This is a genomic window from Microbacterium sp. ZXT2-5, assembly GCF_055329545.1.
On record NZ_JBUZWD010000001.1, the window covers coordinates 1,085,154 to 1,098,028 of the forward strand.

Sequence of the window (12,875 nt, forward strand, 5' to 3'; positions counted from 1 at the left end):
TCTCAGAACAGGAACCCGCCCACGATGGACATCACCGCCACCCCCGCCGCTCCGGTCACCGCGCCCGCTCGTTCGCGCAAGCGCATCCTCCTTCCGCTCGCCGGCCTTCTGGTCGCCGCCGCCATCACCGTGGGCTCGGGCGCCGACTTCGTCGCCAACTCGGTCAACACCGGCAACGCCTACAGCACCGGCACGCTGACGCAGCAGAACTCGAAGGCGAACAGCGCGATCTTCAACCTCGACAACCTCAAGCCTGGCGACACCGTCAACGGCAAGGTCACGATCACGAACTCCGGCTCGCTGGCCGCGGTCCTCAAGCTGACCGAGAGCGCAACGAACGGCTTCGCGAACAAGGACAACCTCAAGCTCACCATCACCAACGGCTCGACCACCGTCTGGAGCGGCACCTTCGGCGCCCTCACCACGGCCGGCCCCGTCGCCCTCGGCCAGTTCGCCGCCGGGGAGGCCCGCGAGTACACCTTCAGCGTGACGCTCGCCCAGACCGCGGGCAACGAGGAGCAGGGCAAGACCGCCACTGCGACCTACACGTGGGATGCCACGCAGACCGCCGCGACGGTCACCAACCAGTAATCCGACTTGGGGGTAGGGGGGACACGACATGAGCGCCGCGAAGACGTTCCAGCGAGTCGGCAGCGCCGCGATCACCATCGCCGCGATCATCGCCACCATCATCGCGGCGCTCATGTTCGTGCCCGGCCTCCTCGGGATGGACCGCTACGTCATCACCGGCGGCTCCATGTCCGGCACCTTCGAACGAGGTGCGCTCGTCTTCGAGCGCCAGGTGCCGGTGTCGGAGCTGCGGACCGGCGACGTCATCACGTACCTGCCCCCTGCCGACTCGGGCATCACCGAGCTCGTCACGCACCGCATCGTCTCGATCGAACCGAACCCCGACGGCAGCCCGTCGCGGGTGTTCCGCACCCAGGGGGACGCCAACGCCGGCGTCGACCCCTGGACCTTCACCCTCGCCGACGCCGTCCAGCCCCGCGTGGTCGGCTGGGTGCCCCTCGTCGGCTGGATCTTCATCGCCCTGTCCGATGCGATGATCCGGATGCTGGCGATCGGCGTACCCGCCGCCTTCATCGCCCTGCTCTTCCTCCGCGACCTCATCCGCGCCGGCAGCCCGCGCCGCGGCGCCGCCCCGGCTCCCGTCGCCTCCTGACCCGTGGCCCGCGTACCCGAAACGCGGGCCACGACCTTCCCCACCGCCGCCGGTCCCCGCTCACCGGCGACCTGCCCTTCCCGGAGCTCCCCATGGCACCCCTTCGCGCCTCCACACGTCACCGCCTGATCGGCGGGGGTGCGACGGCCGCCCTCGTGGGCCTGTCGGCACTTCACCTGCTGGCAGCCTCCGCAGGCGACCCCCGCCGGGACCCGTCGGCGCTGGTGTCCGCCGTCCTCGGCACGGCGGGAGTGCTCGCCGCCCTGCGCCTCGTCACCGCGCGCTGCTTCGAGTCGCGGCTGGCCATGGTCCTCATCGGCGCAGCGACGCTGGTCGGCGTCTGCCTGACCCACACCATAGGCATCCCCGGCGCAGCTGCCGCGCCGTGGGACGGACGGGATCTCCTGCTCGCGGGCCTCGCCGCCTGCCTGACCGCGTCATGGCCGGCCACCGCGCGCCGCGTCGCCGACGGCTGCCCACGCTGATTGTGGAGCGGGTGAGGCGCTGCCGTGGCACGGCTGTAACCCGGCCGCGCGTAGCGTCGGAATCGCCCCGTCCGACGAGGAGAACCCGATGACCCGCACCGCGCTCCGCAACGCGGTGCTCGTGGTGCTCGCGGCCGTCCTGCTCGTCGCCGGGGGTCCGCTCGGACCGGCCCTCTCGTCGGCGTCCTTCACCGCCCAGACCACCAACGGCGCGAACCGCGTCGGCGCCGCCGTCGACTGGACGCCGCCGACGGTGTCGGTCCAGCAGCCCGCCGGCACCCTCCGCGACACCGCGACGATCACCGCCCTCGCGGCGGACGCCGAGACCGGCATCCGCAGCGTCGTCATCTCGGTCCAGGCCGTCGGAGCGGCGACGTGGACGACGCTCTGCGCCGACACCACGAGCCCCTACAGCTGCGCGTGGGACACCCGCACCACCGCCGACGGCGCCTACGACCTGCGCGCCGTCGCCACCGACAACTCCGGCTACGTCACCACCTCGACGAGCGTGCGCGCCACCGTCGGCAACGCCGTCGGCATCGTCCTCGCCGACCCGGGTGAGATCGTGCGCGGATCCGTCTCGCTCGCCGCCGCGCTGCAGAACCCCGGCACGGGCACCTACACGGTGAACTTCGAGTACGCCGTCGCGGGCACGGGGATCTGGAAGTCGGTCTGCACGACGACGACGTCGCCGTACACCTGCGCCTGGGCCACGGGCTCGCTCAAGGACGACTTCTACGACCTGCGGGCGACCGTCACCGCCAACGGCGTGACCACCGCGTCCAACGTCGTCGCCGACGTCCTCGTCGACAACGGGGCGCCCACCGTGGCGATGACCGACCCGGGGTCGCCGCTGCGAGGCACCGTGACGCTCGCCGCGACCGCCTCCGACGCCGCGTCGGGCATCGCGCGCGTCGTGATCCAGCTCTCGGCCAACGGCACGAGCTGGCAGGACGCGTGCACCGTCACCGCTCCGCCGTACTCGTGCCGGTACGCCACGACCGCGCTGCCCGGCGGGAGCTACTCCTTCCGTGCCGTCGCGACCGACGGGGCCGGGAACATCACGACCTCCGCCGTCATCGCACAGCGCGTCGTCGACAACACCGTGGCATCGGTGGCGATGGAGGACCCGGGCGCCTTCCTCAGCGGAGCGGCGAGCCTCACCGCGACGGCCAACTCGACGGCCGGAGTCGCGAACGTCGCCATCCAGATGACTCTGAGCGGCACGACCGCCTGGACCACCGTATGCGCTCCGACGGCCGCCCCGTACAGCTGCGCCTGGAACACCCGATCGGTCGCCGACGGTCTCTACGACTTCCGCGCCGTGCTCACGGACTCCGCCGGCAAGACGACGACGTCCGCGACGGTCGCCCAGCGCCGCGTCGACAACCGCGCCGTGCGCGGCACGGATGTGCAGACCGCGAGCGGCGGCACGACACCGGGCCGACTGGATGCCGGCGACACGATGACCTTCACGTACAGCACGCAGATGAACCCGGCGAGCATCATGGCCGGCTGGAACGGCGTCGGCGCGCCCGTGACGCTGCGCCTGCGCGACGGCAACCTGCTCTCGCTCGGCAACGCCGGCGACACGGTCGACGTGCTGGTCCCCGGCACGAGCACGCTCGTGAACCTCGGCTCCGTCAACCTCAAGGGCGACTACGTGAAGAGCAACAAGACGTCGACGTTCAACGCCACGATGACGGCGACCACCGCGACCGTGAACGGCCTGCCCGTGATCGTCGTGCAGGTCACCCTCGGCTCCCTCCTCGGCGGCGGCGCCCTGCGCACCGCTCCGACGACATCGGCGGCCGCCATGGTGTGGACGCCGTCCGGCTCTGCGACCGACCTCGGCGGCACCGCCTCTTCGAACACCCCCGTCACCGAGACGGGCAACCTGGACCGGGAGTTCTGAGTGAGCCGACAGCAGGGCGACACCCCAGGCGGGGCTGACGCAGCCCGAGACGACAGCCTGGATAGCATCGACGTCGTGGGGCAGCGCATCCTGGTCGTGGAGGACGACGACGGCATCGCGGTGCCGCTCGTGCGCACGCTGACCCGAGAGGGCTACGAGGTCGAGCGGGTGGCCGAGGGCGGCACGGCGGTCAGCCGGGTCATCGGCGACGGCTTCTCCCTGGTGGTGCTCGATCTCGGCCTCCCCGACATGGACGGCCTCGACGTCTGCCGCCGACTGCGCGAGGAGGGCTTCGCCGGCGGCATCATCATCCTCACCGCGCGCGACGGGGAGCTCGACCGGGTGGTCGGTCTCGACGTCGGCGCCGACGACTACATCGCCAAGCCGTTCGCGCTCGCGGAGCTCCTCGCGCGGCTGCGGGCGCTGCTGCGACGCAGCGCGGGGCTTCTGGCCGCCGGGACGGCGGAGACCACCGCGGTCGCGGCATCCGGGGCCGGACTCACCGTCGACGCCGACGCGCGCCGGGTCTTCGCCGGTGATCGCGAGATCTCGCTGAGCACCAAGGAGTTCGATCTGCTCGAGCAGCTCGACCGCAACCGCGGCGCCGTCGTGACGCGGGAACGCCTCATGGACGAGGTGTGGGACGAGAACTGGTTCGGCTCCACCAAGACGCTCGATGTGACGATCGCCCGGCTCCGCCAGAAGCTGGAGGAGTCCGGCGCGGATGTGCGCGTCACCACGATCCGGGGCGTGGGATTCCGCCTCGACGACGGGGCGGCGGATGCGTGAACGCCTCGTCTTCGCCTTCGTGGCCCTCGCGGTGGGGATCATCGCGCTGTACGGCATCCCGCGCGCGTACATCGTCGCCGACCTGATCCAGACCAGCGAGGAGCGGCGGGTCGTGCGTCTCGCCGATTTCCTCGCGGTGCTGATGGCCGAGCGCGAGGCGGAGGCCGAGGTGACCGCGGAGTTCCTCGAGCCCCTGCTCATCGAGGGCGAGCACATCGTCTATGTCGACGCAGACGGCGAGCGCGTGCAGGCGGGCGTGAACCCCCGACCGGACGACATCGTCTCGACCGCCGAGGTCGAGGGGGGCGGAACGGTGGAGTTCGGCCGGTCCGACGACGTCATCTCGGGGCGGGTGCAGGAAGCGGTGATGCCCGTGGTGATCCTGGGCGTGGCGCTCATGGCGGTCTCGGCCGTCGCGGCCGTGCTGCTCGCGCGTCGCCTCTCGCAGCCGTTCACCCGGCTGGCCGCCGTCGCGCGCGACCTCGGCGAGGGGACGCTCGAGCGCGCGCACGAGGACCTGCGCATCCCCGAAGCCCGGGCGATCGACCAGGCGCTGCGCACCAGCGCGTCCACGCTCGAGCAGCGCATCCGGCGCGAGCACGAGTTCGCCGCGAACGCCTCGCACCAGCTCCGCACCCCCATCACGGCGCTGCGGCTCGAGCTGGAGGACCTGTCGCTGTGGCCCGAGACTCCGCCACCGGTGCGCGAGCAGCTAGAGCACGCGCTGCGGGAGATCGACCGTCTCTCAGAGGCGATCGCCGAGCTGCTCGAGATGGCCCGAGGCGGCACGCCGGGTGCGGACGCGTGGACGCCGCTGGCCCCGATGCTCACGCAGGCGGGCGATCGGTGGCGATCGCAGGCGGCGGCGAAGAGCCGTCAGATCCGCGTCGACGCGACGCACGTGACCACCGTGGACGCGCCGGCGCCCACGGCGCAGATCCTCGACGTCCTCGTGCACAACGCGCTGCAGCACGGCCGGGGCAGGGTCAGCGTGTCGGCGGCCCGCGCGAACGGCTACGTGACGGTGAGCGTCGGCGACGAAGGGCCGCGTCCCGCCGGCAACGCCATCTTCCAGCGCACCCCCGGCAAGAGCACCGGAGGCGGCGAAGGGATCGGGCTGGCCCTGTCGGCCGAACTGGCAGAGGCCCTGGGCGGGCATCTGCTGCTGGATTCGTCGCCCACGACGCGCTTCTCGCTGATCCTGCCGCAGAAGCGGCCGGAGTGACGCCCGGCCCTAGTCCCGGCGCAGCCCGCTGCTGCCGAGGATCCGCGTGGGCCGCAGCTGGATCGCCACGCGCTTCGGGTTGACGCGCGGCTGCCGATACCGCTCGGCGTAGAGCGAGACCGCGAGCGCGACCTCCTCGGGATCGTCGTGGACGGTCGCGGTGCCGGGGAAGCTGAGCCACCGCGCCCCGTCGACCTGGCTGATGGTCGCCGTCCCGTCGCGAAGCACGTTGCGCACCTTCTGGGAGTCGCGCGACGTGATGACGCGGAGGATCCCGTCGTGGAGTGTGAACCCGACGGGGACCGAATGGATGCCGCCCCACGGCGCCATCGTCGACAGCGTGGCCAGGTGGCGCTCGCGCACGAACTCGAATCCGCCGACGACAGTTCCCGCACCGTCCCAACCTACCGGGGGCGGACGCCCCGGTCGGTGCGGAGAACGACTGGGACGACCGTCACGCCATGATGCGGCCAGGCGTCGGTCAGCCGAGCTTGCGCACGGCGCGATCGAGCGCGTCGCCGATGGCGGTCGGGTCGATCGCGGGTGCCGCGCCGCGCTCCACATCGCGCGCCCACGACTGGCCGATGTAGCGCATGACCCCGGCGAGGAGGTGGGTGATGATGTCGGCCTGATCGGCCAAGTCGGCGGGAGCCTCATCGGGGTACTGGGTCTGCAGTCGCAGCTGGATGATCTCGCGCAGCTCGTGCTCGATCGACGCGAGACGCTCCATCTGACGGGCCATCAGGATGGGGTTGGTACCCACCGCGCGGATCCGGCGGGCGAGGAGCCCTGGGTCGCTCGCCATCGCACCCGCATCGATCCGGATGAGCTGCGTCGCCTCGCGCAGCAGCGGGCCGGTCGACACGATGAAGGCGCGCGCAGCGCGCTCGTCCACGGTCGGCGCACCGGGGCCGATCAGAGCCATGTCCTTCGTCTTGAAGTGGTTGAAGAACGTGCGCTGGCTCACACCCGCGCGAGCGCAGATCATGTCCACCGTCACCGCCTCGTACCCGTGCTCGAGCACGAGGTCGACCGCCGCGGCTTCGATGGCCGCGGCCTTCGCAACGGCGTCGCGACGACGTGGACTCGGTGACGTGGACATGATCTGCGCTCCTCGGCTCACTCGTACCGTAGCGACTCGATCGGGTCCTGGCGGGCCGCGCGGCGTGCCGGCAGCACGCCGGAGACGAAGGCGATCGCCATGATCACGACGATCACCACGGCGACGCCCGCCGGTTCGAACAGGAGGATCCGCAGGCCCGGGAGGTCGGCCAGGACCGTCTGCGACAGGGAGCCGGCGAGCGCGGATCCGACGGCGACTGCGGCGAGCGCGCCCAGCGCCGAGCCCAGGAACCCGATCACCACCGCTTCGAGACTGAACAGCCCGAACACGCGGCCGTTCGACATCCCCATCGCCTTCATGAGTCCGATCTCGCGCGTGCGCTCCTGCACGCTCATCAGGAGCGTGTTCACGATCCCGAAAGACGCCGCGATGAGGGCGACCACGGCGAACGCGCTGAGGACGCCGATGATGCCGTTGATGATGGTCTGGACGACCCCGAGCTGGTCCTCGACGGTCTGGCCTGCGAGATCCGCGTCGGCCAGTTCGGCCTTGACCGCGCCGATGTCATCGGCAGTCACCGCTCCGTCGTCGCCGGAGCCTTCGAGGTAGGCGACCGCGAGCGGCCACGCGCGAGGCTGCCCGGGTATCGCCTGAGCGGCGGCGACCTCCTCCACGAGTGCGGCGTTGGCGCCGGCGCCCGACGCGAACAGGCTCGTCCGCGCCACTCCCACGACCGAGGCCTCGACCTGCCGCTCGGCCAGTCCGGCGTCGCTGAAGCCGAGCATCACACGCGCGTCGACGGCCGAGTCGGCGTCGGCGAATCCCAGTGCGGCGACGTACTCCTCGGGGATCACCAGCTCGTACCCGGCCGATTCCTGGTCGAGCTGGGCGCCGGCGACGAGGTCGCTCCGCCCGATCGACGACGTCGGGTTGATGTCCATCTCGAACCTGGTCGCGTCGTCGGCGGCGGCCTGGACCCAATCGATCTGGACCTGGCTGACGGCCTCGACCGAGCGGACGCCGTCCATCCCGGCGATCGCTTGGACATCGTCCTCGTTCAGCAGCGTACCGCCGGCCAGCGGATTGGCCGCGGCGGCCTGCTGACGCCCGTCCGGATCGAACTCGTCAGGGCCGTCGGAGGTCTCGGTCGTCGCGGCGGGACTGACGAGCAGGACGTCTCCCGTGCTCAGGGTCGAGACCTGCCGCTCCACGTAGTCGTTGACGCCCGCACCGAGGGCGGTCGTGAGGGTCAGCGTGAAGGCGCCGACGAACAGGCTCAGCACCGTGAGGGTGGTGCGCAGCCGGCTGCGGAAAGCGTTGCGGGCCGCCGTGCGCACCAGATCGCTCGTCCTCATCGCGACACCTCCGTCAGCGCTGCGGCCGCGGTCGCGGCATCCGTCGAGATCAGCCCGTCGGCGATGGCGACCGCCCTCCCGCAGCGATCGGCGAGTTCGCGGTCGTGGGTGACGACGACGAGGGTGATCCCGCGTTCGCGCTGCAGCCCGAAGAGGATCTCCTCGACCTGTGCGCCCGTTGCGGAGTCGAGGTTTCCGGTCGGCTCATCGGCGAAGATCACCGACGGCTCGCCCACGAGGGCGCGGGCGATCACGACGCGCTGCTTCTGCCCCCCGGAGAGATCCGTCGCACGGTTGGCGGCCTTGTCGGCGATCCCCAGAGCGTCGAGCGCGGCCATGGTCCGCCGCCGCCGCTCCTTGGCCGGAGTTCCGGCGATCACCAGGGGGAGGGTGACGTTTTCGAACACCGACTGCCCGGCGGCGAGGAAGAACTGCTGGAAGACGAAGCCGAAGGTGGAGTTGCGGAGGGCGTTGAGGTCGCGAGCGCGGAGGGTGGCGGCATCCGTCCCCTCGACGATCACCTGGCCGGAGGTGGGCCTGTCGAGGAGCGCGAGCAGGTGCATCAGGGTCGACTTGCCCGACCCGGACTTGCCGACGATCGCCAGCGATTCGCCGCGTTTCACGGCGAGGTCGACGCCGCGCAGCGCGTGAAACGCGCTCTCACCGCGTCCGTAGGTGCGCGTCACAGCGCGTGCCTCCAGAACGGGCGAGCCGCTTGCGGCTCGCCCTTCGTCCGCTTGGGGTGTCATCATGGTCCCTCTCTCAGAAACTTACAGTGACTGCACTTTATACCGCAGTAACTGCATGTAGGCCGAGAGAGGCCGATCGGCCCGCGGAGTCAGTGCATAGCCGCCACCGGGGCGTCGATGCTCTCGTCACCGGCGTGCTCGCCGGCACGCCCTGCGAGAGCGTCCAGGCCCGCCGCGTGCGCGTCCGCGTCGGACACGACCGGACGCCGCGGCCACCAGAACCGATCGCGGGTGATGAACGCCATGGCCGGCACGATCACGGTGCGCACGAGCAGCGTGTCGATGAGGACGCCGATGCACACGATGACGCCGATCTGGGTGAGGGTGATCAGGGGCAGCACGCCCAAGACCGCGAACACCGCCGCGAGAAGGATGCCCGCGCTCGTGATGACGGCCCCGGTGGCGGCGAGCGCCCGGATCATGCCCTGCGTCGTGCCCAGCACGCGCGACTCCTCCTGGGCACGCGTCACCAGGAAGATGCTGTAGTCGACGCCGAGCGCGACGAGGAACAGGAAGCTGAACAGCAGCACATTGGTGTCGATGGCCGGGAACTCGAAGAGCGGCGATTGGAAGAGCCACCAGCTGGCCCCCACGGCGGAGAAGTAGCTCGCCACCACCGCGAGCAGCAGCAGGATCGGGGCCACGAGCGCACGCAGCAGGATGATGAGCACGACGAGCACGACCACGAGGATGAGCGGGATGAGCAGCGCCTGGTCACGCGCCTGCGCCTGCGCGACATCGAGGGATCTCGCGTCCAGGCCACCGACCAGCGCGTCGCTCGAACCGGCGTCGGCGAGTGCGGTGCGCATCCGTTCGATCGTCGCGAAGGATTCCGGCGTCTCGGCGGCATCCGACAGCACGACATCGATCCGGGCGAGATCGCCGCTCTCCTCGGTCACCGTCGCACCGTCGACGCCGTCGAGGTCGGACAGCGTCGCCACGGCCTGCTCGGCATCCTCGCTCGGAAGGACGACGACCGCCGGCGAGCTCGTGCCGGCCGAGAACGCATCGGCGAGCACCTCCTGTCCCTGCACGGCCTCCGGCTCGCGGAGGAACCGGTCGCTCTGCGACAGGCCGACTTCGACGAAGAAGAGCCCGCTCGCGAGCGCTGCCAGCACGCCGAAGCCGGACATCGCGACGACGACCGGGCGCCGCGACACCGCACGGCCGAGCTTCCCCCACGGGCTGCGGGCGATGGCGTCGCGCGAGCCGAACCGGGGGACGTAGGGCCAGAACAGGCCGCGGCCGAACAGCACGAGGGCTGCCGGCAGCACGATGAGCGCGAAGGCCATGGCCACGAGGATGCCCACCGCGCAGGCGAGCCCCAACGCCCGGTTGCCGGCGATCTCCGCCAGGAGCAGTGTCGCCAGCGCGAGGGCGACGGTCGAGCCGCTCGCGATGATCGCGGGGCCGGCGCCGCGCATGGCGCGGCGCATCGCCTCACGGCGATCGGGGCTGAGCCGCAGCTCGTCGCGGTATCGGGCGATCAGGAGGAGCGCGTAGTTGGTGCCCGCACCGAAGACGAGGACCGACAGGATGCCGGTGATCGACGCGTCCAGCGCGATTCCGGCGGCGGCGGCCACCCGGTTGGCGACGATTCCCGCCACCGCGTCAGCGAGTCCGATGACGACGAGCGGCACGATCCAGAGCCAGGGGCTCCGGTACGTCACGATGAGGAGCACCGCGACGACGATGACGGTGGTGAGGAGAAGGGTGAAGTCGGCTCCCGCGAAGACTGCGGCCACATCGACCTCGAAGCCCTCGGGGCCGGTCAGGTAGACACGCACGTCCTCGAGATCGGCCGCGGCCGCTTCGCGGATCTCCGCGGCCCGCTCGGCCTGGCGCTCGACGTCGGACTCGGGGTCGAGCGGGACGACGAGAAGGGCGACCGTGCCGTCTTCCGAGATCTGGGCGGGCGGGACGAAGCCGTCCGGCGTGAAATCGGCGAGCTCGCCCGCCGCCTTCTCGCCGATCAGCGCGATGTCGTCGGACGACAGCTCTCCGTCGTCGGCGGCGAACACCAGCAGCGCCGACGTGGTGTCCGCACTCGGGAACTCCTCGAGCAGCTCGTCCACCTGCACGGACTCCGCCGAGTCGGGCAGCCCCACGGTGGGCGCCGTCTCCGATTCCGCCCCACTGCCGAGGGCGAAGAACCCGCCCGCGATGAGGCCGGCGAGCACCAGCACGATCCACGACGTCTTCGCGGAGGTGACGAAACGGAGGAAGCCGTTCATGGCCGCCCTTTCCCTAGCAGAACTAATGTCTAGATTATCTAGATATAAGTCAGACTGCGCAAGTTCGGGTTATCATCGACGCATGGATGCCGTCGCCGCTGGCAACACGGACGCTTCCCGCCGCCCTCGCGAGGCTGACGCGGGCGGCCCGCCCGTGCGCCCGGCGACCGGCCTGCTGCGCGACCTCATCACCGTGAGCGACCTGTTCGAGCGGCGGCTGCGGACGCACCTGACGGTGAACCCCACCGACCTCGAGGCCATGGAGCACCTGATCGCCTCGGGGCCGCTCGGGCCGAGTGAACTCGCGCGCCGGCTCGGCATCACGACGGCGTCCACGACGGCACTCGTGGACCGGCTCGTAGGACTCGGCCACGTCACCCGCGAGCCCCATCCCAGCGATCGCCGCGGGGTGCTGGTCGTGCCGACGGAGACCTCGCGCGAGAGCGCCCTTTCGGTGCTCATGCCGATGATCCTCGACGTCGACGCCGTGCTCGACGACTTCAGCGCTCAGGAGCAGGCGATCATCACGGCGTACCTCTCACGGGTCGTCGAGGTCTACCGCTCCCACGTCGAGCCGGCCCGTGCGTGAGCGCGCCGCTCGCGCACGGCCGACGATGCGCCGCCTCTCGGCCGGTTCTCAGGAAGACATCGGCGTAGCCCAGTAATCTGCCGACAGCAAGGGGAGTACTCCGGCGCGGTCGACTCGTCACTACGGATGCAGGGTGCATCCCGGGTCACCGGTCCTCGATCACGGGGATGGAGAAGACCTTGGCGTCATCCATCACGCCAGGTCTGGAGATCCCTGTGAACATCACCCCGCTCGTCTGGTTCATCACGATCGCGGTCACGATCGCGTTCTTCGTCTACGAGTTCTTCGCCCACGTCCGCAGACCCCACGAGCCGTCGATCGGCGAGTCGGCCCGCTGGTCGGCGTTCTACATCGGACTCGCGCTGCTCTTCGGCGTCGGCATCGGCGTCATGTCGGGCTGGACGTACGGCGGCGAGTACTTCGCCGGCTACCTCACTGAGAAGGCGCTCTCGGTCGACAACCTCTTCGTCTTCCTCATCGTGATGACGGGCTTCGCGGTGCCGAAGATCTATCAGCAGAAGGTGCTGATGATCGGGATCGTCATCGCATTGGTCCTGCGCGGCGTGTTCATCGCGGTCGGTGCCGCGCTCATCGAGAACTTCTCGTGGATCTTCTACCTGTTCGGCGCGCTGCTGCTGTTCCTGGCGTATCGTCAGGCCTTCGCGCACGGCGAGGCGGACCCCTCGCAGGGCCGCTTCATGTCGTTCGTGCGCCGCCACCTGCCGGTCAGCGACGAGTACAACGCGGATCGGCTCACCGTCGTCAAGGACGGTCGGCGCTTCGTCACCCCGATGCTCCTCGTGATCATCGCGATCGGCTTCGTCGACCTCGTCTTCGCCGTCGACTCGATCCCCGCGATCTACGGGCTGACAGAGGAGGCCTACATCGTCTTCACCGCGAACGCGTTCGCGCTGATGGGGCTCCGACAGCTCTACTTCCTGATCGGCGGCCTGCTGGAGCGCCTCGTCTACCTCGCGCAGGGTCTCGCCGTGATCCTCGCCTTCATCGGCGTCAAGCTGGTGCTGCACGCGATGCACGTCAACGAGCTCCCGTTCATCAACGGCGGTGAGCCGATGCTGTGGGCCCCCGAGATCCCCATCTGGTTCTCGCTGCTGTTCATCGCCGGCACCATCGCGGTGGCGACGGCCGCGAGCCTCATCAAGACCCGCGGCGACCGCGACGCGCCGGCACGCCCTCTGACCACGCCGGCCGCGGACGACGAGATGGCTGCCGACCGCGAGAGGGAGACCTCGTGACCCGCCGGCACTGAGCGACGCCCGGCGGCGGC

13 protein-coding genes are annotated in these 12,875 nt (G+C 70.6%); 8 read left to right on the forward strand and 5 right to left on the reverse strand.

Going from position 1 to position 12,875, the window contains the following annotated elements; genetic code table 11:
- Positions 1-24: 24 nt before the first annotated feature.
- The 6 genes from ACZBH1_RS04670 (at position 25) to ACZBH1_RS04695 (ending at position 5,597) form a co-directional block, all read left to right on the forward strand.
- Positions 25-591: a TasA family protein gene (locus ACZBH1_RS04670; RefSeq protein WP_463645660.1), complete on the forward strand. Its 567-nt coding sequence runs from the start codon at positions 25-27 to the stop codon at positions 589-591.
- A 28-nt stretch (positions 592-619) separates the two neighbouring features.
- Positions 620-1,183, forward strand: a complete 564-nt coding sequence (locus tag ACZBH1_RS04675) for a signal peptidase I (protein WP_336393703.1) — start codon at positions 620-622, stop codon at positions 1,181-1,183.
- 92 nt (positions 1,184-1,275) lie between these two features.
- Positions 1,276-1,668 carry a hypothetical protein gene (locus ACZBH1_RS04680; RefSeq protein WP_452323968.1) on the forward strand — a complete coding sequence of 131 codons (393 nt, stop codon included), beginning with the start codon at positions 1,276-1,278 and terminating at the stop codon, positions 1,666-1,668.
- Between the two features lie 88 nt (positions 1,669-1,756).
- Positions 1,757-3,583 carry an Ig-like domain-containing protein gene (locus ACZBH1_RS04685; protein WP_463645661.1) on the forward strand — a complete coding sequence of 609 codons (1,827 nt, stop codon included), beginning with the start codon at positions 1,757-1,759 and terminating at the stop codon, positions 3,581-3,583.
- 75 nt (positions 3,584-3,658) lie between these two features.
- A complete protein-coding gene (locus ACZBH1_RS04690) occupies positions 3,659-4,372 on the forward strand; it encodes a response regulator transcription factor (RefSeq protein ID WP_463645662.1) in 714 nt (237 codons plus the stop codon).
- Positions 4,365-5,597 carry a sensor histidine kinase gene (locus ACZBH1_RS04695; protein ID WP_463645663.1) on the forward strand — a complete coding sequence of 411 codons (1,233 nt, stop codon included), beginning with the start codon at positions 4,365-4,367 and terminating at the stop codon, positions 5,595-5,597. The genes ACZBH1_RS04690 and ACZBH1_RS04695 overlap by 8 nt, the downstream gene beginning before the upstream one ends.
- Positions 5,598-5,606: 9 nt before the next feature.
- Here ACZBH1_RS04695 and ACZBH1_RS04700 read toward each other — a convergent pair whose 3' ends face one another.
- The 5 genes from ACZBH1_RS04700 to ACZBH1_RS04720 form a co-directional block, all read right to left on the reverse strand.
- Positions 5,607-5,960: a PPOX class F420-dependent oxidoreductase gene (locus ACZBH1_RS04700; RefSeq protein ID WP_463645664.1), complete on the reverse strand. Its 354-nt coding sequence runs from the start codon at positions 5,958-5,960 to the stop codon at positions 5,607-5,609.
- A 118-nt stretch (positions 5,961-6,078) separates the two neighbouring features.
- Positions 6,079-6,699, reverse strand: a complete 621-nt coding sequence (locus ACZBH1_RS04705; RefSeq protein WP_463645665.1) for a TetR/AcrR family transcriptional regulator — start codon at positions 6,697-6,699, stop codon at positions 6,079-6,081.
- Between the two features lie 17 nt (positions 6,700-6,716).
- Positions 6,717-8,015 (reverse strand): ABC transporter permease, encoded by a 1,299-nt coding sequence (locus tag ACZBH1_RS04710; RefSeq protein ID WP_463645666.1) that lies wholly within the window; start codon positions 8,013-8,015, stop codon positions 6,717-6,719.
- Positions 8,012-8,764, reverse strand: a complete 753-nt coding sequence (locus ACZBH1_RS04715; protein WP_463646656.1) for an ABC transporter ATP-binding protein — start codon at positions 8,762-8,764, stop codon at positions 8,012-8,014. The genes ACZBH1_RS04710 and ACZBH1_RS04715 overlap by 4 nt, the downstream gene beginning before the upstream one ends.
- Positions 8,765-8,853: 89 nt before the next feature.
- Entirely contained in the window at positions 8,854-10,998 is a 2,145-nt protein-coding gene (locus ACZBH1_RS04720) for an MMPL family transporter (RefSeq protein ID WP_463645667.1), read from the reverse strand.
- Positions 10,999-11,080: 82 nt separating this feature from the next.
- Between ACZBH1_RS04720 and ACZBH1_RS04725 the strand changes: the two genes are divergently transcribed.
- Both ACZBH1_RS04725 and ACZBH1_RS04730 read left to right on the forward strand, forming a co-directional pair.
- A complete protein-coding gene (locus tag ACZBH1_RS04725) occupies positions 11,081-11,587 on the forward strand; it encodes a MarR family winged helix-turn-helix transcriptional regulator (protein WP_463645668.1) in 507 nt (168 codons plus the stop codon).
- A 215-nt stretch (positions 11,588-11,802) separates the two neighbouring features.
- Complete coding sequence (locus ACZBH1_RS04730) at positions 11,803-12,843, forward strand: TerC family protein (protein ID WP_336395011.1); 1,041 nt, start codon at positions 11,803-11,805, stop codon at positions 12,841-12,843.
- Positions 12,844-12,875 lie beyond the last annotated feature (32 nt).

Bases quoted from the DNA above. Each gene is read 5' to 3' on its own strand.
- ACZBH1_RS04720 (WP_463645667.1), bottom strand. From the start codon at position 10,998: ATGAACGGCTTCCTCCGTTTCGTCACCTCCGCGAAGACGTCGTGGATC.
- ACZBH1_RS04695 (WP_463645663.1), top strand. From the start codon at position 4,365: ATGCGTGAACGCCTCGTCTTCGCCTTCGTGGCCCTCGCGGTGGGGATC.
- ACZBH1_RS04705 (WP_463645665.1), bottom strand. From the start codon at position 6,699: ATGTCCACGTCACCGAGTCCACGTCGTCGCGACGCCGTTGCGAAGGCC.
- ACZBH1_RS04725 (WP_463645668.1), top strand. From the start codon at position 11,081: ATGGATGCCGTCGCCGCTGGCAACACGGACGCTTCCCGCCGCCCTCGC.
- ACZBH1_RS04715 (WP_463646656.1), bottom strand. From the start codon at position 8,764: ATGACACCCCAAGCGGACGAAGGGCGAGCCGCAAGCGGCTCGCCCGTT.
- ACZBH1_RS04685 (WP_463645661.1), top strand. From the start codon at position 1,757: ATGACCCGCACCGCGCTCCGCAACGCGGTGCTCGTGGTGCTCGCGGCC.
- ACZBH1_RS04675 (WP_336393703.1), top strand. From the start codon at position 620: ATGAGCGCCGCGAAGACGTTCCAGCGAGTCGGCAGCGCCGCGATCACC.
- ACZBH1_RS04710 (WP_463645666.1), bottom strand. From the start codon at position 8,015: ATGAGGACGAGCGATCTGGTGCGCACGGCGGCCCGCAACGCTTTCCGC.
- ACZBH1_RS04680 (WP_452323968.1), top strand. From the start codon at position 1,276: ATGGCACCCCTTCGCGCCTCCACACGTCACCGCCTGATCGGCGGGGGT.
- ACZBH1_RS04670 (WP_463645660.1), top strand. From the start codon at position 25: ATGGACATCACCGCCACCCCCGCCGCTCCGGTCACCGCGCCCGCTCGT.